The following is a 17,479-nucleotide window of genomic DNA, read 5'->3' as shown; positions in this document are numbered from 1 at the left end:
GAGATGCCAGGTCCCGGTCGGGTTGTCATCTGGGTGTCATGAAGTTGTCGTAATCTTTCGCTATATACCGATGGCCCAAGATCAATGTCTGACCCTTCTCCGATAACCTCACTGCACCAGACGAGACAGCGACGTGACCGCCTGGCGACCATGCTGATCACGGCCGGAGGGGTTGGCGTGCTGTTGGCGGTGGTCGCCATTGCGGTATTTCTGCTGGTCGAGGTGCTGCCGCTGTTCTGGCCGGATGGCGCAAGCTTTCCGCTGGAGGCGCTGTGGTCATCGCCAGACGTGAGCGGCGAGCCCGAATATCGCTGGCTGCCCCATCGGCTGGATGACGCCGCGGTGCCCCAGGCGAGCCTGGCCCCGCTGTTGTGGGGCACCCTGGAAGCGGCCGCCTGGGCGTTGGTGGTGGCGATTCCCCTGGCCCTGGGTGCTGCGGCGCACTCCAGCCTGTACATGTCTCCCGGCCTGCGCGCACGGCTCAAGCCGACGCTGGAGCTGATGGAGGCGATGCCCAGCGTGGTGCTGGGGTTTATCGCCGGTCTGGCGCTGGGGCCCTGGGTCGAACGTCACCTGGCGCAGTCGCTGTCGATTGTGGTGGTGCTGCCCGCGGCGGTGGTGCTGCTGGCGTTGGGCTACCGGTGGCTGCCCGATCGGCTGAAGGCTGCCCTGACGTTACGCTGGGCGGCCCTGTGGTTGATACCCTGCCTGTTGCTGCTGGTGTGGCTGGCGATGAGCGTGGCGCCGATGTGGGAAGGATGGTGGTTCGATGGCGACCTGCGCCTGTGGGTCGAGGAGTCCTGGGGGCTCGACGTGCAGGCACGCAACGCCTTGATCGTCGGGCTGGCCATGGGTTTTGCCGTGATTCCCGGCATCTACGCGCTTGCCGAGGATGCGCTGAGCGATGTGCCTCGGGAGTTGGCCGAAGGCGCCCAGGCCATGGGTGCGACCCGCTGGCAGACGCTCACCCGGGTGATGCTGCCGGTGGCGCTGCCCGGTGTCTTTTCGGCGATCATGATCGGCGCCGGGCGCGCCGTGGGCGAGACCATGATCGTGCTGATGGCCAGCGGCAACAGCGCGCTGATGACGGCGAGCCCGCTGGATGGCTTGAGGTCGCTGGCCTCGAGCATCGCCATCGAACTGCCGGAAGCCGCACCCGGGGGCAGCCACTATCGGCTGCTGCTGCTGGCGGCGCTGGCCCTGTTTGCCTTCACCTTTCTGGTCAACACCCTGGCCGAGGTGGTGCGTGCCCGCCTGAAGCGTCGTTTTACCCGGCGTAAGGGGGACGCATGAAGATTCCCGGCCACACCGCGGTGGGCATGCCCGGCAAGCGGCGCACTCGAGAGGGCCCCTGGGCCTGGTTGGCAGCGGCCTCGGTGGCGCTGTCGCTGATCATGCTGGGGGCCTTGCTGGTGCTGTTGAGCGTCAAGGGCCTGTCCAATTTCTGGCCAGCGACGGTCCACCAGTTGACCCTGAAGAGCGGTGAGACGGTGATAGGGGTTCCCCTGGCGACCCGCGAACTACCCTCCGGGCAGGGGCTGGAGCGGCGCTATCTGACCGCCAATCGTGATGACGGCGGTGGCATCTGGCGGTGGCTCGCCAATGACCAGATCACCGAAGACACCACGCCGGAGGATCTGGTGGTGCTGGAGCGGCGCCACTGGGGCACCTTTCTGGGGCGTCTGGTGGCCTTGCAGTCAGGTGATCAGCGCTTGACCGGTCCGGATGCCTGGACGGTGCTCGAGTCCCGGCTGAAGGAGATCAATGCCCTGCGCGACGAACGTCGGCGTCTGACCCACGACGAGATATTACCGCTGATCCGCAGCATGGAAGACCAGGATGGCCACCGCTCGGAGGATCGACGTCTGGCCGACCTGCAGCGCCGGGCCAGTGAGCTTCAGCAGCGCATGCAGGGTGACCTGGTGGTGCTCGAGAATGGTCAGGGGCGTCGTCAGGAACAAGCCCTTGCCGAGATACTCGAGGCCTGGCGCCCCAACGCCATGGCCTGGCATGAAAAACTCGGCCACTGGGTGCGGGAGCTGTGGCAGTTTCTGTCCCAGGGGCCACGCGACGCCAATACCGCTGGTGGCGTCTGGCCGGCGATCTTCGGCACCATCCTGATGGTGCTGTTGATGTCGATTCTGGTAACGCCCTTTGGGGTGCTGGCGGCGGTCTACCTCAATGAGGTCGCCCACCAGGGGCGATTGACCCGACTGGTCCGGATCGGCGTGCGCAATCTGGCCGGGGTGCCGTCCATCGTCTACGGCGTGTTCGGCCTGGGGGTCTTCGTCTATGGCATCGGCGGCAGCATCGATCGCTGGTTCTTCGAATCGACGCTGCCCTCGCCGACCTTCGGCACCGGCGGACTGCTGTGGGCCTCGCTGACCCTGGCGCTGTTGACCTTGCCGGTGGTGATCGTGGCCACCGAAGAAGGTCTGTCGCGGATCCCGCTGCACCAGCGTGAAGGCGCCCTGGCGCTTGGGGCCACGCGCTTCGAGACCTTGACGCGGGTGGTGCTGCCGATGGCCACGCCGGCGATGCTGACCGGCCTGATCCTGGCGGTGGCCCGGGCCGCCGGCGAGGTGGCGCCGCTGATGCTGGTCGGGGTCGCCAAGCTGGCGCCGCAGGTGCCGCTGGACGGGGAGTTCCCCTTCCTCCACCTTGAAAGGAAGTTCATGCACCTGGGGTATCACATCTATGACGCGGCCTTTCACTCCAGCGATGTCCAGGCGGCGATGCCGCTGGTGTATGCCACAGCGCTATTGCTGGTCACGGTGATTCTGGTGCTTAACCTGACTGCAATATTCATGCGTCACTATTTGCGTAAGCGTCATGGTGCCCCGGTGCGCCGATGATGCAGGGAGAGGCAATGTCCATCGATGGCGAGCTGCCCAAGCGTCAGCTGGCCCAGGCAAGACTGGGAAATCGACGCGGGGCGGTCATGGAGTTTTCCGCGGCCGATACCTGCCTGGATATCCAGGGTTTGACCCTGGCCTATGGCGGCAAGACGGCGCTCAAGGATCTGACCCTGCGCATTCCACGCCATCGGGTCACGGCCTTTATCGGGCCGTCGGGCTGCGGCAAGTCGACGCTGTTGCGCGCCTTGAATCGTCTGCACGACCTTAATGAGGACGTCAGTCGTCACGGCCAGATTCATCTGGACGGCCACGATATCCATGACCCCAGGGTGGCGGTGGCCGAGCTCAGGCGTCGGGTGGGCATGGTGTTTCAGGCACCGAACCCCTTCCCCATGTCTATCTACGACAACGTCGCCTTTGGCCTGCGTCTGCAGGGAGGCTTGAGCAAGCGCCGCATCGACGATGTGGTCGAATGGGCACTGAAGTCGGCGGCGCTGTGGGACGAGGTCAAGGGGCGTCTACGGGCGTCGGCCTGGTCGCTCTCGGGAGGCCAGCAGCAGCGTCTGGTCATCGCCCGGACCCTGGCGGTGGAACCCGAGGTGCTGTTGCTCGACGAGCCGGCCTCGGCCCTGGATCCGATCTCGACGCTGAAGATCGAGGAGCTGATTCGCACACTCAAGCCGCATCTGACCCTGGTGCTGGTGACCCACAACATGCAGCAGGCGGCGCGGGTGTCGGACTATACGGCGTTTTTGCACAACGGTGAGCTGGTGGAGTACGGCCCGACCGACACCCTGTTCACGCATCCGCGCCTGAGGCGCACCGAAAACTACATCACTGGACGCATGGTGGGCTAGCGTCCCGTCCCATGCTTCTTCAGGAGACCTTCATGGATATCACCAGCGATACCCACAGCCAGCACATCTCGAGGCAGTTCAATCATGAGCTCGAGGAACTCAAGACCCACCTGATGGCCATGGGTGGCCTGGTGGAAAAGCAGGTGCAGGATGCCGTCAGTTCGTTGCTCGACGCCGACTCTGCACTGGCCTCTCGTGTGGTCGACAACGACCGCGCGGTCAATGACATGCAGGTCAAGATCGACGACGAGTGCACCCGCGTGCTGGCACGCCGTCAGCCGGCGGCCTCTGACCTGCGACTGGTACTGGCGGTGATTCGTGCGGCGTCGGATCTCGAGCGTATCGGTGATGAGGCCAGCAAGATCGCGCGCAACGCCATCGAACTGGTCGACGGCAACAACGGCACCCGCGGCTTCGTCGAGGTGCGCAATATCAGCGAGCACGTGCGCCACATGATGCGTGACGCCCTGACCTCCTTCGCGCGTTTCGACACCGAGCTGGCGATGCAGGTGGTGCAGGAAGACGAGCGGGTCGACAGCGAGTACCAGAGCGCCATGCGTTCGCTGATGACCTTCATGATGGAAGATGCGCGTTCGATCTCTCCGGTACTGGGCATCATGTGGATCCTGCGCGCGCTGGAGCGTGTCGGCGATCACGCCAACAACCTGGCCGAGTACGTCATCTATCTGGTCAAGGGCCTTGATATCCGTCACATCGCCCCTGACGACCTCAACCAGGAACTGCTCGACGACAGCAGCACGTCTTGACCTAGACGCCCTGAGCGGCGTCAATAGGCCGGCCCCGTCAGGGTCGTTGCCTGCACTCTGAGCATCGGGCCATCGTCGAGACGATGGCCCGATGTCGTTGGGGCACTGTCATCTTCAGCCACTGCCAAGGATCGATGTCATGCTGAATGCCCTCGAGGCGGTCCGCCGCGGAACCCGCCTGGTCTATAGCCAGGGCCTGCGTCGTTATGTGTTTCTTCCCATTCTGGTCAACCTGCTGGTCTACGCCGGCATGCTCAGCTACGTGCTCGGTGAGTTCGGTGGCTGGCTCGATAGCTGGATGGCCATGGTGCCGAGCTGGCTGGAATGGCTCGACTGGCTGATCTGGCCGTTGTTTGTGGTCAGCCTCGTGCTGATCGTGTTCTTCAGCTTTACCCTGGTTACCCACCTGATCGCCGCCCCCTTCTACGGCTTCCTGGCGGCCCGGGCCGAGGTCGAGCTGACCGGCCGCGAGCCCATCGACGACCGGGGCTGGCTCAAGACCGGTCTCGACGCCCTGGGCAGGGAGCTGTTGAAGCTGGCCTATATCCTGCCGCGCATGATCGGGCTGTTTATCCTGAGCTGGATTCCGGTGGTCAACCTGATCGCGCCGCTGTTGTGGGCGGCCTTCAGCGCCTGGGTCATGGCGATCACCTACCTCGACTACCCGATGGATAACAACAAGGTCAGCTTCGCCGATATGCGCAAGCGCCTGTCGGCGCGCTGGTGGCCGAGTCTCAGCTTCGGTGGCCTGGTGACCTTGATCACCTGGATCCCGCTGGCCAACCTGTTTCTGATCCCCGGGGCCGTGGCCGGCGCGGTGCTGATGTGGGATCAGCACTATCGGCAGTTGCCGGTGGTTCGGCGTTGAGAGGCACTGTCGGCGCTGTTGTCGATGGCTGTACGGCGTTGAGCAGCACTTCCTGTGAACGTACGGGGTTGAGCATCGCTATCGGCGCTGTTGTTGGTTGTAAGGCGTTGAGCAGCAGTTTGAGCACCGCTATCGGCGCTGTCGATGGTTGTACGGCGTTGAGCAGCACTTCCTGTGAACGTACGGGATTGAGCACCGCTATCGGCGCTGTCGATAAACGTGCGGCGTCAAAAGGGGATAGCAGGGAGTGGCCATGACGGCGCTGTTGCCAAGTCTTTTGCTCTATATCGCGGCGGCGCTGGCCGAGATCGCCGGCTGCTTTGCGGTGTGGCGCTGGTGGCGAGATGACGCCTCGGCATGGTGGCTGCTGCCCGCGATGGCGAGCCTGATGGCCTTCGCCTGGCTGCTTAGTCAGACCGATGCCGACTACGCCGGGCGTGCCTTTGCCGCTTACGGGGGCGTCTACATCGTGGCGTCACTGGGCTGGCTGTGGTGGGTCGAGCAGCGCCTGCCGGATCGCTGGGACCTGATCGGGGGCGCGCTGTGTCTGGTGGGTGCCGCGGTCATCCTGCTGGGGCCCAGGAGCTGATGGGAGCACGCTCGGTTCGTTCTGGCGGGGCCTAGTGCACAGCGCCGGCGCGGCCGAGCGCCACCGGGTCGGCCGCTGCCAGCCGGCTCGAGGGAAAGATGCAGCGGAAGGTTGCGCCCTCGCCGAGCCGGGAGTCGATATCCAGGCGTGCCTCGTGGCGCAGCAGCACGTGCTTGACGATGGCCAGTCCCAGGCCGGTACCACCGGTGGCGGTGCTGCGGCCCTTGTCGACCCGGTAGAAGCGTTCGGTAAGGCGTGGCAGGTGCCTCGGATCGATGCCTTCGCCGTCGTCTTCCACCTCGAGGCAGGCGCCTTCGCCGTAGGCACGCCAGCGTAGCGTGATATGGGCGCCGTCACCGGCGTAGCGCACCGCATTGAAGGCCAGGTTGGAGACCGCGCTGTGCATCTCCTTCTCGCTGCCGGTGAGACTGCGCGATTCTTCGACGACGACCTCGATCTGCTGGCGGCCGCCTGACAATGCCTCGGCGTCGCGCTTGACCGCCTGCAGCAGGGTGGTGGGGTCGAGGCGAACGTGGTCGCTGCCGCCCTGGTCGTTCTCGAGTCGTGACAGCAGCAGCAGGTCGTTGACCAGATTCTGCATGCGGCGCGTCTGGCTCTGCATCTGGGCGACCCCCTTGCCCAGGCGTTCCGGCAGCATGCCGGCCATGTCGCTGTAGGTCTCCAGGTAGCCGGTGAGCACGGTCAACGGCGTGCGCAGCTCGTGGGAGACGTTGGCGACGAAGTCGCGGCGCATCTGTTCCAGGCGATGCAGACGGGTGATATCGCGGGCCATGACCAGGCGTTCATCGTCACCGTACAGGGTGATCTGGAACTGCAGGATCATGTTCTCGTCGATGGGGGAGGGCAGGCTCAGCGGTTCGCGGTAGTCACGGGCATTGAAGTAGCCGACGAAGCGCGGGTCGCGCAGCAGGTTGGTGATGTGCTGGCCGCGGTCCAGCGCCGGCTTCAGGCCGAGCATGCGCTCGGCAGAGCTGTTCCACCACTCCAGGTCGCCGTGGCGATCTAGCATCACCACGCTGTCGCGCATCGCTTCGGACGACTCCTGGATGCGCTGGAGGGTCGAGCGCAGGCGGCGCTGGGTGATCCGCTGGCCTTTCTGGTAGCGATAGAGGCGATCGAACAGCTCGCCCCACAGGCCACTGGCGGTGGGAGGTTCCTGCTGGGGGCGGTGGGTCAGCCAGTCGTGCATCGCGTGCAGGTTGCGCAGGTGATAGCTGAGCCCAAGCGCCAGGCCCAGGCCGATGCCTACGCTGGACAGCGAGAAGGGCCAGCCCAGCAAGGCGCCGAGACCCACCAGCACGGCCAGGCGCCAGACTTCTCGTCTCCACAGACGACCCACGTCAGTTCTCGGCTCCGTTCACCTCATCCCTCCTGGTGCTGCGTTGCGTCGATGGCTCGCTCAGACCTTGGCCGAAAAGCGATAACCGGTACCGCGTACGGTCTGGATCAGTTGCTGATGGGGTTCCCCCAGGGCCTTGCGCAGGCGGCGGATATGCACGTCGACGGTACGTTCTTCCACGTAGACGTTGCCACCCCAGACCTGATCGAGCAACTGGCCACGGGTGTAGGCGCGCTCCTGGTGGGTCATGAAGAACTGCAGCAGGCGATATTCGGTGGGGCCCATGTCCAGTGACTTGCCGTCGACGCTGACGCGATGGCTGACCGGGTCGAGCTTGAGGCCTTCCACCTCCACCGGGTCCTCGACGCCCCGCGGAGTGGCGCGTCGCAGAACTGCCTTGAGTCTGGCCACCAGTTCTCGCGGCGAGAATGGCTTGGTGATGTAGTCGTCGGCGCCGGCTTCGAGGCCCTGGATCTTGTTGTCCTCCTCACCCTTGGCGGTGAGCAGGATGATCGGCAGCTCTGCGGTGGTTTCCTCGCGCTTGAGCCGGCGGGCCAGTTCGATGCCGCTGGTGCCCGGCATCATCCAGTCCAGCAGCAGCAGGTCTGGCTGGTCATCGACGATGATGGCGTGGGCGGCCTGAGCATTGTCCGCCTCGAGCACCCGGTAGTCGGCCATTTCCAGCGCCACCGCGATCATTTCGCGGATCGGGGCTTCGTCATCGACGATCAGTACGGTCTTGGCGGTCATCCCGGGAGCCTCTTGGTCAGGGTCTTACACTCGACGGTGACAAATGACACCACGTCAATGTGACAATTAGATGACATTGTATCCATTGTCGAGCGACCGAGACGGGCATTTCCCTCACCCGAGGGAGGGATAGAGGCTCAGTCCGAGTCCGGCAAACAGCAATAGGCCCGACCAGTGGTTGTTGAGAAAGGCCTGGAAGCAACGGTCGCGGTCACGGCTCTTGATCAGCCGCTGCTGGTGGACAAAGGTCGCGCCCATGGCCAGCCAGCCGAGCCAGTAGAAGCCGCCCAGCGCCAGCAGGCTGCCGGCCCAGGCCAGCAGTCCCAGGGTGGCCAGCTGCAATAGCGCAATGATGCGGGTATCCCAGCGACCGAACAGCACCGCGGTGGACTTGATGCCGATCTTGAGGTCGTCGTCGCGGTCGACCATGGCGTATTCGGTGTCGTAGGCCACCGTCCACAGCACGTTGGCGGTAAACAGCAGCCAGGCGACCATCGGGACTTCGCCGAGCACCGCGCCGAAGGCCATCGGAATGGCCCAGGAGAAGGCTGCGCCCAGCACCACCTGGGGGAAGTGGGTGTAGCGCTTCATGAAGGGATAGCTGGCGGCCAGCACCGCTCCGATCAACGACAGCCACACGGTAAAGCCGTTGGTCAGCCAGACCAGCGCGAAGGCCGATCCCAGCAGGCACACGAACAGCACCTTGGCCTCCCGCTCACTGATGCGGCCGGTGGCCAGCGGTCGGTTCTTGGTGCGTTTGACGTGGCCATCGAAGTGGCGATCGGCGTAGTCGTTGACCACGCAGCCCGCCGCCCGCATCAGGTAGACGCCGGCGACGAAGATCAGCAGGGTGTCACGGGCCGGAATGCCCTCGGAGGCCACCCAAAGCGCCCACAGGGTCGGCCACATCAACAGCCAGGTACCGATGGGGCGGTCCAGACGCATCAGCGCCAGAAAGTCGGGAATTCGGTTCAGGTATCCAGGGGGACGCAGCAGCGAACGATCCATCGGTCTCTCTCATGCTCTGGCGCAGGTCAGGCGAAAATGAGGCGTAAGCCGGGCAACAGTCGCTCCTCGGAGAAACATCGCCGAGAAGCCTTGGCGCAGCCTAGCGCGAGCCGACGGCCATGACCAGCCAGGCGGCTCGCTCCGAAGGTGGCGACGGAAGGGCGATGGCGGGGTGACAGCCGGTGAGCGACAGCTAGTCAGCCGGTGGCAGAGGCCGACAGCGACAACGCTCGGCCCATGGTCGGCATAAAGCTCTCCTGCACCAGCAGCACCCAGCCGCTGTGACGAAATACCGAGCGGCGTTGCCACAGTCCGGTATAGCCGTGGATCGGCCTGGTGTTACGGCCGATCTGAATGGCGCTGCGCTCGAGATCGGGCTGGCGAAACAGCCAGCTGCCGAGAGAGGTCTCGCCGAGGCCTTCGAAGGGAGCGTCGTGACGCTCGACGATCGGTGCCACGCTGCGCGCCACCACCCAGGGCTCCTCGTCCACGCACAGGGCGACCTCGCGCAGCCAGGCCTGCTCGTCGCTGGCCAGGCCCAGCACGTGGGCCTCGTCAGGCCACGGCAGGCCCTTGGCCTCCGCCAGCAGGCGTACGCGAAAGTGCCCGGCGCCTGCCGCCTTGATCAGGCGTTCTGTCAGGGAGTCCCGCGAGGCCAGCCAGGCGTGCCAGTCAGCGGGCACCGCGATGCCACCGGAGGCCAGCGACACCCAGCCGGGGTCGACGATATCGGCCGCGTCGGCATTCGGCGAAGCGGCTGTGGCTGGCGCGGGATTACCCGGTTCGGACCCCGAGCGCTCCCCCAGGGAGCGGAATGTGGAAGGAAGCTGTGTCATGCGGCCTCGGCAGGGCTGTCGTCACCGGAGGGCGGTGCTCCGGTCGGTCGGCGCATAGTGTACCATGTGGCCCAGCACTCACCCGCTGGTGTGGCCCCGTGCGGGCCGGCCCAGCTTCAACAGCGACCGCCCGGCGGTCGTCGGCAGAGTCGAAGGAAGCGATGCAAGGACCCTTGACCATCATCGGTACCGGCATGGCGGGCATAGGCCTGGCACGCCAGGTGCGGGCGCTGGACGCCCACCGACCGATCACCCTGATCAGCGCCGACTCAGGCGATGACTATTCCAAACCGCTGCTGTCCACCGGCTTCGCCAAGGGCCTGGCGGCGGATCGGCTGGCCGCGCGCTCGGCGCTGGAACTGGCCGATCAACTGGGCGCGGTGGTACGTCCCCACACCAGGGTCGATGCCATCGATCTGGCGTCGCGCACCCTGAGCCTGGGCCAGGAACGCCTGCCCTGGTCGGATCTGGTGATTGCCACCGGTGCCAGCCCCGTGGCGCCCTTCGAGATTCCCGATGCCCTGGCCGGACGGGTGTTCTCGATCAATGATCTCGACGACTATCGGCGTTTTTCGGCAGGCCTCGAGGCGCTGGGGCGCCCGGCTCGGGTGGCCATCGTCGGCCTCGGACTGGTCGGCTGTGAATTTGCCAACGATCTGCACGCCGGTGGTCATCGCGTCTGCCTGGTCGGCCCTGAACCCTCGTTGCTGCCCAGATTGCTGCCCCGGCGACTGGGTCAGACCCTGAGCCAGGCCTTCATCGAGGCCGGCATCGACGTCATCCATGGCCGTCTGGTGAGCAGGCTCGAAGGTGCCGGTGGTGACATCGGTGTGCACCTCGACGACGGCCATGAGCTGGAGGCGGATATGGTGCTGGTGGCCACCGGTCTGAAGCCGCGCTCTCGGCTGGCGCGAGAGGCCGGTATCGCGACAGATAATGATGCTATCGTCGTCGATCGCTACCTTAAAAGCTCCGATCCTTGTGTTCATGCGCTGGGTGATGTGGCCTCGGTGGACGGTGTCAATGCCATGTACGTGCAGCCGCTGCAGGCTTCGGCCAAGGCGCTGGCCGCGACCCTGTGCGGTCGTCCCACCCAGGTGCGCTACGGCCCCTGGCCGGTGCTGGTCAAGACGCCGCTGCTGCCGGTGGTGGCGCTGCCGCCGATGACCGACAGGGTGCATTGGCGAATCGAGGCCGACGGCGAGGATATCAGCGCCCTGGCCGAGGATGACGAAGGGCGTCTGCAGGGCTTTGCGTTGACGGGAAAATGCGTTCGTCGGAAAGTCGAACTGGCGCGGGCGGCACCGCCGTTGCTAGGCTAGGTTCGTCAACGGCGCGGGTTGTACGCGATACAGCCGTCGTTGAAGGTGCCACCGAGGCAGGGCAATTCTATCGGGGACGACCGCCACGACGTGTGGCTGGCCGGTGTCGTATCGCCGGTTTCGTACCGATAGGGAAGGCAAGGCCCCGTCGGCGGTGGCTCTCGCTAGTCGAAAGACAGTCAGGAAGCGCTGAGCGCACCGTGATGTTCATCGTCGTGGTCAACGATCCTGTTGTCACGGCGCAGGGCCGGGGACTGCCCGTGTGGACACTCGGACAGTGTTTCCATAACAATGATGCCGGTGTCACGGCACCGGAGTATCAAGCCAAACCAGGAGGGCTGTATGCGCAAGCCAGAACTCGCCGCGGCGATTGCCGAGCGTGCCGATCTATCCAAGGACAAGGCCAGCCAGGTGTTGAACGTCATCCTCGACGAAATCACCGGTAGCGTGTCTTCCGGCCAGGACGTGTCGTTGATCGGCTTCGGCACCTTCACCGTGCGCGAGCGTGCCGCCCGCACCGGCAAGAACCCTCAGACGGGCCAGCCGCTGAAGATTCCCGCCAGCAAGACAGTCGCCTTCAAGCCCGGCAAGGGGCTCAAGGACGCAGTCGCCCGCTGAGGTGACGACTACCACCGCCTGTCCTCCAGGCGGTGGATCGATATCGCGGCCCGGTAGCGGGCCGCGCCTACCCGTCGACCGGTGAGGCAACATGACCCTGAGACTGATGCTGTGGCTGCTGGGCGTCATGCTCAAGCGGGCCTTCAAGCGCAAGGCGCGATTCCGCGAACGTCTGCAAGACCGGGGTGGGCTCGACTGGGGCATCGCCACCGAAGATCTGTCCATCGCGCGCCACTATCGCATGCGTCCCACGGGGATCGAGAGTCAGCGCGGACTGCCGGTGGATCTCGATCTGGAACTACGCTTCCAGGACAGTCAGACCGCGATCAAGGTACTCCGGCGCCCCTCCCAGCGCACCTTCCTCGATGCCATGATGGCCGGCCAGCTTCGACTGGTGGGCGACGCCCAGGATCTTGATCGGCTGCAGCGTCTGCTCAAGCACCTGTGAGGCACACCTGATCCACACCCGGCCCACGCCTGGCTCACACCCGGTTCACACCTGGCCATAGCGGCCGGCTTCCTCGCCCAGCCAGCGCCTGATCAGTGGCCTGCTGGCCTCCGCTGCCTGCTCGAGCAGGGTATCGGCCAGTGGAGTGATGCGCGGCAACAGGTCGGCATCGCGCTCCAGGTCGGCGATCTTCATCTGGGCCAGCCCCGTCTGGCGGGTGCCCAGCACCTCTCCGGGGCCACGAATCTCGAGGTCCCGCTCGGCGATGCGGAAGCCGTCGGTGGTCTCGCGCATGACCGACAGGCGCTGTTTGGAGGACTCCGACAGCGGCGGATGGTAGAGCAGCACGCAGTAGCTCTCGGTACTGCCGCGCCCCACCCGGCCACGCAGCTGATGCAGCTGCGATAGCCCCAGACGTTCGGGGTTCTCGATGATCATCAGGCTGGCGTTGGGCACGTCGACACCGACCTCGATGACCGTAGTGGCGACCAGCAGGTCCAGCTCGCCGCTCTTGAAGGCGGCCATCGTCTCGGCCTTCTCGGCCGCCTTCATGCGCCCGTGGACCAGGCCGACGGCCAGGCCCGGCAGAGCCTCGGTCAGCTCCTCGTGGGTCACCTCGGCGGCCTGGCAGGTCATCGCCTCGGACTCCTCGATCAGGGTGCAGACCCAGTAGGCCTGGCGGCCCTCGTCGCAGGCCGAGCGGATGCGCTGAATCACCTCGGGCCGGCGTTCGTCCGGCACCACAGCGGTGGTCACCGGGGTACGCCCGGGCGGCAGCTCATCGATCACCGAGACGTCCAGGTCGGCGTAGGCGCTCATCGCCAGGGTGCGAGGAATCGGGGTGGCGGTCATCACCAGCTGGTGGGGCGTTAGCCCGCCCTGTTCGCCCTTCTCGCGTAGCGCCAGACGCTGATGCACGCCAAATCGGTGCTGTTCGTCGATGATCGCCAGGCCCAGACGAGAAAACACCACATCATCCTGGAAGATGGCGTGGGTGCCGACGATCATGCGCGCTCGACCGTCGGCGATGGCGGCCTTGGTGTCCAGGCGCGCCTTGCCCTTGAGCTTGCCCGACAGCCAGGCCACGTCGATGTCCAGCGGCGCAAACCAGTCGCGGAAGGCGCGGTAGTGCTGCTCGGCCAGCAGTTCGGTGGGGGCCATGATGGCGGCCTGGCAGCCGCCGGCAATGGCCGTCAGTGCCGCCATCGCCGCCACCACGGTCTTGCCCGAACCGACGTCGCCCTGGACCAGACGCAGCATTGGCGCGGGCCTGGCCAGGTCGGCTCCGATCTCGTCGAGCACGCGACGCTGGGCGCCGGTCAACGAAAACGGCAGCTGGGCCAGAAAGCGAGTCTTCAGGCTGCGACCGCTGGGCAGCTCCGGCGCGCCGTCCGACTGAATGCGCAGGCGCACCTCGCGCAGGCTCAACTGGTGGGCCAGCAGCTCTTCCATGGCCAATCGCCGGGTGGCCGGGTGATGCCCGTCGCTTAGCGCCTCGACGTCGCTGTCGGGGGGCGGATGGTGCAGGGTGGCGAGACTATCGTGCAGCGAGGCCAGGCCGAAGCGCTGACGCAGGTTTTCCGGCAGGTAGTCCGGCAGCGCCTCGGGGGTCTCTTCGAGCAGCGTCATGGCCTGATCGATCAGCGCCCGCAGACGTGCCTGGGCAAGCCCCTCGGTGGTGGGGTAGATCGGTGTCAGGTGGTCTTCCACCGGCGGTTCACTGCCACCGATCAGACGATATTCCGGGTGGTAGATCTCCAGACCGGTCGCGCCGGCGCGGGCCTCGCCAAAGGCGCGCACCCGCACGCCGGGGCGAAACTGCTGCTGCTGCGCCGGCGAGAAGTGGAAGAAGCGCAGGCTGAGGATGCCGCTGCCGTCACGCAGTCGTACCAGCAGGCTGCGGCGGCGACCGCGGACCACGTCGGCGGCGGATACCTCGCCCTCGACCACCGCCTCGTGTCCCCCCCGCAGGGTGGCGATGGGGGTGATCCGGGTGCGGTCCTGGTAGCGCAACGGCAGGTGAAACAGCAGGTCCTCGATTCGCTCCACCTTGAGCCGGGCCAGCTTCAGGGCCAGCGCCTCGCCGACCCCCTTGAGCGTCGTGACCGGGTCCGCCAGCCCGCTCACGGAGTCTCCGATTCGGCGGCGCGGCAGCGCGCGATGGCTTCGGTCACCGCATCGATGGCCTTGGGCCGGGGAAAGCTGGCGCGCCAGGCGATCGCCACGGTACGTCCGGGGGGATCCGTGAAGGGGCGGCTGATCAGCATGCCGCTCTCGTAGTGGCTGGTGCCGATGGCCGAGCGTGGCAGCACCGTGATGCCGAGTCCCGAGGCCACCATATGGCGGATGGTCTCGAGCGATCCGCCTTCGGCGGTGAGGGTATTGTTGGGGCTGTTGAGCTTGTGGCTGATCGCCGGGCAGGCCTCGAGGATCTGGTCGCGGAAGCAGTGGCCTTCGCCCAGCAACAGCAGGCGTTCATCGAGGAGGTCTTCCTTGGCGATGGTCTCGCGCTCGGCCCAGGGATGCTCCGCCGGCAGCAGCACCTCGAAGTCTTCCTTGTAGAGCGGCTTGGTGACGACGTCGGTCTCGGTGAACGGCAGCGCCACGATGATGGCGTCGAGCTCGCCATTTCTGAGCTTGCGGCGCAGCCCGCCGGTAAAGCCTTCCTCGATGTACAGCGGCATCTGGGGCGCGCCGCGGGTCAGCTCCGGGATCAGGTGCGGGAACAGATAGGGCCCGATGGTATAGATCGCACCGATACGCAAGGGGCTTGCCAACTGGTCCCGGCCGGCGGTGGCCAGTTCCTTGATGGCGCTGCTTTGCTCCAGTACGCGCTGGGCCTGTTCGACGATCTTTTCGCCGAGGGGTGTGACCTGTACCGTGGACTTGGAGCGCTCGAACAGGGCAACCTCCAGCTCCTCTTCCAGCTTCTTCACCGCCACCGAGAGGGTCGGCTGGGAGACGAAACAGCGCTCGGCGGCGCGGCCAAAGTGGCGCTCCTGAGCCAAGGTTACGATATAGCGGAGTTCTGTTAGAGTCATGATGGTGCCGATCGGCATCCTCTATCCGGGGTATTGATCGAGGCGCCAGACGCTGGACGCGCGGGTCTCCGGGCCGGAGCCTCATAGGGATTTTATATCAGGGGGACGCGGTAAAGGTGAAGACAACGACACTGATTGTTGGTTGTGGCGACATTGGCATAACGCTGGGACGCGAGCTGCTCGCCAGTGGACACCGGGTGATCGGCGCGCGTCGCCGGCCCGAGCGCCTGGCGGATTCGGGTATCGAAGGCGTCAAGGTCGATCTTGCCGACCCCGAGACGCTGGCTGAGCTGCCCGATGCCGACATCCTGGTCTACGTGGTCAGCGCCGACCGCTTCGAGGAGGAAGCCTATCGCGCCGCCTACCCCGAGGGCCTTAAGGCGGTACTGGCGACCATGGCCATCCGTGACAAGGCGCCTCGCCACGTGTTCTTCGTGTCCTCCACCAGCGTCTACGCCCAGCGCGACGGCGAGGTGGTGGACGAGACCAGCCCGGCTGAACCCACCGGCTTCTCCGGTGTGCTGATGCGAGAGGCCGAGCAGGCGTTGATCGAACATGATCTGCCCGGCAGCGTGGTGCGTTTCTCCGGCATCTATGGACCGGGTCGCGATCGCCTGATCCGCCAGGTGGGCGAGGGCCGCATCGCGCCGGCGTCGCCGACAATGTACTCCAACCGTATCCACCGCGATGACTGCGCCGGGGTGCTGGCCCATCTGATCGGCAAGGCGCTGGAGGGAGCCACCCTCGAGCCCCTGTACCTGGCCAGTGACACCGAGCCGGCCCCGCTCAACGAGGTAATGACCTGGCTGGCGAAACAGCTCAAGGTGGAATGTACCGAAACCATTCAGTCACCGCTGCGTCGCAGGGCCAGCAAGCGCTGCGACTCCAGCTTGTTGATCGACAGCGGGTATCGCTTCCGTTACCCGACCTTCCGCGACGGCTATACCCAGGTGCTGAAGGAAGGCGGTTTTCTCAAGGCCGGCGTGGTGGAGTAAGGCCGGTGTCGAGCACCAAATCGACGAGGGTTTCAAAAGGTCCGACAGCGCAAGGCCGGCAACGGAAAACTGCCGGCCAGGTAGCAGAAAAGCCCGCAACAAGGTTGCGGGCTTTTTCTAAGCGACTTTTTCTTGCGGACTTTTCTTGCGGACTTTTCTTGCGGACTGTTTTTGCGGTAGTGGCAACGCGGGGGCGATCGCTTGCCCCGTCTTGTTCAGGACGAACGGGAGTCACCGCTAAAAATGGCATGACAAGATAGTGCAGCGCACGTCTTGTCCGATAAAAGCGTATTCGCTTTGGTGTCTCGAGTGCGCCGAATGCATCGCCAGGGTCTGACCCTTGTCGGTCACATCCCGCAAGGCTTCAGTAGGCAAGGCGCCAGTTGAGCGCATACAGCTCGAAGCCATCGTTGGGCTCCTTGATACTGGCGTTGGAGTAGTGGGTGGCACTGATCGAAAGATCGCCGTAGGGGCCCATCCGTAGACCCAGGGCGAGACGATCCTCGAACTGGAAGGAGCTCCCCAGATCACGGTCCTCGATATGGGTATCGATAAAGGCCGAGGCACCGATGCCGCCTTCCACGAAGACGTGGTCCCAGCTGTAGCGCAGCGCAGGACGCAGGTAGAAGGCCTGGTTGGCGCTACGGTCGTCGCCTTCGAACAGGATCACCCCGGTGCCCAGGCGCAGGTCCAGTGAGGGGTGGTAGCGACTCAGGTCGAAGGTCCAGTCATAGCCCAGATCCAGTGCCCCGGTGCCCTCGCTGGTGGAGCCGAGGCCGAGGGTGGGGCCTGCCGTGGCGGTAGAGGCGAGTCCCATGAGCAGGCAGCAGGCCAGCGGGCGGGCGAGTGAGGTAGTCATGGCGATTCCCCTATCCTTGTTGTGTCCTCGGGTCGTGGATCCGGCTGGCCCGAGCGCTGTTCGTTATTGTCTTTTGCAAATGGCTTTCGACACCGGCATTCGCACTCGTGCCACTGTCGCGTCTTGCCCGGATATCGTTGACGTTGCTGTGCTGTAATACGCTAGTCCCGGGTCCCACCATCGTTCGTGATTCAGGTCACATTCTTCTGCATAGCCGTGAGGTTTCTGCACAGCGGAAAAGCTCTTGTCGATGGACCAACCCCAGGTAGATCGGTCAACAGGCAGACCCTCCGGGTGTACGAA

General features: G+C 65.3%; 17 protein-coding genes. 10 read left to right on the top strand and 7 right to left on the bottom strand.

Annotated elements, in window-relative coordinates; all coding sequences use genetic code 11:
- The first annotated feature begins 84 nt into the window (after positions 1-84).
- The 6 genes from NFI08_RS05395 to NFI08_RS05370 all read left to right on the top strand — a co-directional run bounded on the left by NFI08_RS05395 (position 85) and on the right by NFI08_RS05370 (position 5,939).
- Positions 85-1,293 (top strand): ABC transporter permease subunit, encoded by a 1,209-nt coding sequence (locus NFI08_RS05395; protein WP_045994486.1) that lies wholly within the window; start codon positions 85-87, stop codon positions 1,291-1,293.
- A complete protein-coding gene (pstA, locus tag NFI08_RS05390) occupies positions 1,290-2,855 on the top strand; it encodes a phosphate ABC transporter permease PstA (RefSeq protein WP_240184278.1) in 1,566 nt (521 codons plus the stop codon). The genes NFI08_RS05395 and pstA overlap by 4 nt, the downstream gene beginning before the upstream one ends.
- An 86-nt stretch (positions 2,856-2,941) precedes the next feature.
- Positions 2,942-3,715 (top strand): phosphate ABC transporter ATP-binding protein PstB, encoded by a 774-nt coding sequence (gene pstB / locus NFI08_RS05385; protein ID WP_045994491.1) that lies wholly within the window; start codon positions 2,942-2,944, stop codon positions 3,713-3,715.
- Positions 3,716-3,747: 32 nt separating this feature from the next.
- The gene (phoU, locus tag NFI08_RS05380) at positions 3,748-4,482 is read left to right on the top strand and encodes a phosphate signaling complex protein PhoU (protein WP_108131973.1); all 735 of its coding nucleotides are present in this window, start codon (positions 3,748-3,750) and stop codon (positions 4,480-4,482) included.
- A gap of 139 nt (positions 4,483-4,621) precedes the next feature.
- On the top strand, positions 4,622-5,350 hold the full coding sequence (gene cysZ, locus NFI08_RS05375; protein ID WP_108449564.1) for a sulfate transporter CysZ: 729 nt from the start codon (positions 4,622-4,624) through the stop codon (positions 5,348-5,350).
- Between the two features lie 253 nt (positions 5,351-5,603).
- Positions 5,604-5,939 carry a YnfA family protein gene (locus NFI08_RS05370; protein ID WP_349587813.1) on the top strand — a complete coding sequence of 112 codons (336 nt, stop codon included), beginning with the start codon at positions 5,604-5,606 and terminating at the stop codon, positions 5,937-5,939.
- Between the two features lie 31 nt (positions 5,940-5,970).
- Here the strand turns inward: NFI08_RS05370 and phoR are convergent, their stop codons facing one another.
- The 4 genes from phoR to NFI08_RS05350 all read right to left on the bottom strand — a co-directional run bounded on the left by phoR (position 5,971) and on the right by NFI08_RS05350 (position 9,893).
- On the bottom strand, positions 5,971-7,299 hold the full coding sequence (phoR, locus tag NFI08_RS05365) for a phosphate regulon sensor histidine kinase PhoR (protein WP_045991648.1): 1,329 nt from the start codon (positions 7,297-7,299) through the stop codon (positions 5,971-5,973).
- Positions 7,300-7,359: 60 nt separating this feature from the next.
- Positions 7,360-8,049, bottom strand: coding sequence for a phosphate regulon transcriptional regulator PhoB (gene phoB / locus NFI08_RS05360; RefSeq protein WP_045991649.1), 690 nt, complete (start codon positions 8,047-8,049; stop codon positions 7,360-7,362).
- Positions 8,050-8,163: 114 nt separating this feature from the next.
- Positions 8,164-9,057, bottom strand: coding sequence for a 4-hydroxybenzoate octaprenyltransferase (ubiA, locus tag NFI08_RS05355; protein WP_348815094.1), 894 nt, complete (start codon positions 9,055-9,057; stop codon positions 8,164-8,166).
- Between the two features lie 197 nt (positions 9,058-9,254).
- A complete protein-coding gene (locus NFI08_RS05350) occupies positions 9,255-9,893 on the bottom strand; it encodes a chorismate--pyruvate lyase family protein (RefSeq protein WP_349587807.1) in 639 nt (212 codons plus the stop codon).
- Between the two features lie 161 nt (positions 9,894-10,054).
- Here NFI08_RS05350 and NFI08_RS05345 point away from each other — a divergent pair, with 161 nt between their 5' ends.
- From NFI08_RS05345 to NFI08_RS05335, 3 genes are all read left to right on the top strand, one after another.
- Positions 10,055-11,215, top strand: coding sequence for an FAD-dependent oxidoreductase (locus NFI08_RS05345; RefSeq protein ID WP_349587804.1), 1,161 nt, complete (start codon positions 10,055-10,057; stop codon positions 11,213-11,215).
- A gap of 342 nt (positions 11,216-11,557) precedes the next feature.
- The gene (locus tag NFI08_RS05340; RefSeq protein WP_045991652.1) at positions 11,558-11,833 is read left to right on the top strand and encodes an HU family DNA-binding protein; all 276 of its coding nucleotides are present in this window, start codon (positions 11,558-11,560) and stop codon (positions 11,831-11,833) included.
- Positions 11,834-11,924: 91 nt separating this feature from the next.
- Positions 11,925-12,281 (top strand): hypothetical protein, encoded by a 357-nt coding sequence (locus NFI08_RS05335; RefSeq protein ID WP_045991653.1) that lies wholly within the window; start codon positions 11,925-11,927, stop codon positions 12,279-12,281.
- Positions 12,282-12,326: 45 nt separating this feature from the next.
- On the opposite strand, the gene recG is transcribed toward NFI08_RS05335, so the two are convergent.
- Positions 12,327-14,408, bottom strand: a complete 2,082-nt coding sequence (gene recG / locus NFI08_RS05330; RefSeq protein WP_349587799.1) for an ATP-dependent DNA helicase RecG — start codon at positions 14,406-14,408, stop codon at positions 12,327-12,329.
- Complete coding sequence (locus NFI08_RS05325; protein ID WP_108132191.1) at positions 14,405-15,322, bottom strand: hydrogen peroxide-inducible genes activator; 918 nt, start codon at positions 15,320-15,322, stop codon at positions 14,405-14,407. Before NFI08_RS05325 ends, recG begins: the two co-directional genes overlap by 4 nt.
- Before the next feature lie 116 nt (positions 15,323-15,438).
- On the opposite strand from NFI08_RS05325, the gene NFI08_RS05320 reads away from it, so the two are divergent.
- Positions 15,439-16,317, top strand: coding sequence for an SDR family oxidoreductase (locus tag NFI08_RS05320; RefSeq protein ID WP_124804545.1), 879 nt, complete (start codon positions 15,439-15,441; stop codon positions 16,315-16,317).
- 364 nt (positions 16,318-16,681) lie between these two features.
- Here the strand turns inward: NFI08_RS05320 and NFI08_RS05315 are convergent, their stop codons facing one another.
- Entirely contained in the window at positions 16,682-17,176 is a 495-nt protein-coding gene (locus NFI08_RS05315) for an acyloxyacyl hydrolase (RefSeq protein WP_052704262.1), read from the bottom strand.
- Between the last annotated feature and the right edge of the window lie 303 nt (positions 17,177-17,479).

Source organism: Halomonas sp. EF61 (assembly GCF_040147045.1).
In the GTDB taxonomy this organism is placed as follows: Bacteria; Pseudomonadota; Gammaproteobacteria; order Pseudomonadales; family Halomonadaceae; genus Halomonas; species Halomonas litopenaei.
This window is presented reverse-complemented; position numbering and strand designations above follow the sequence as displayed.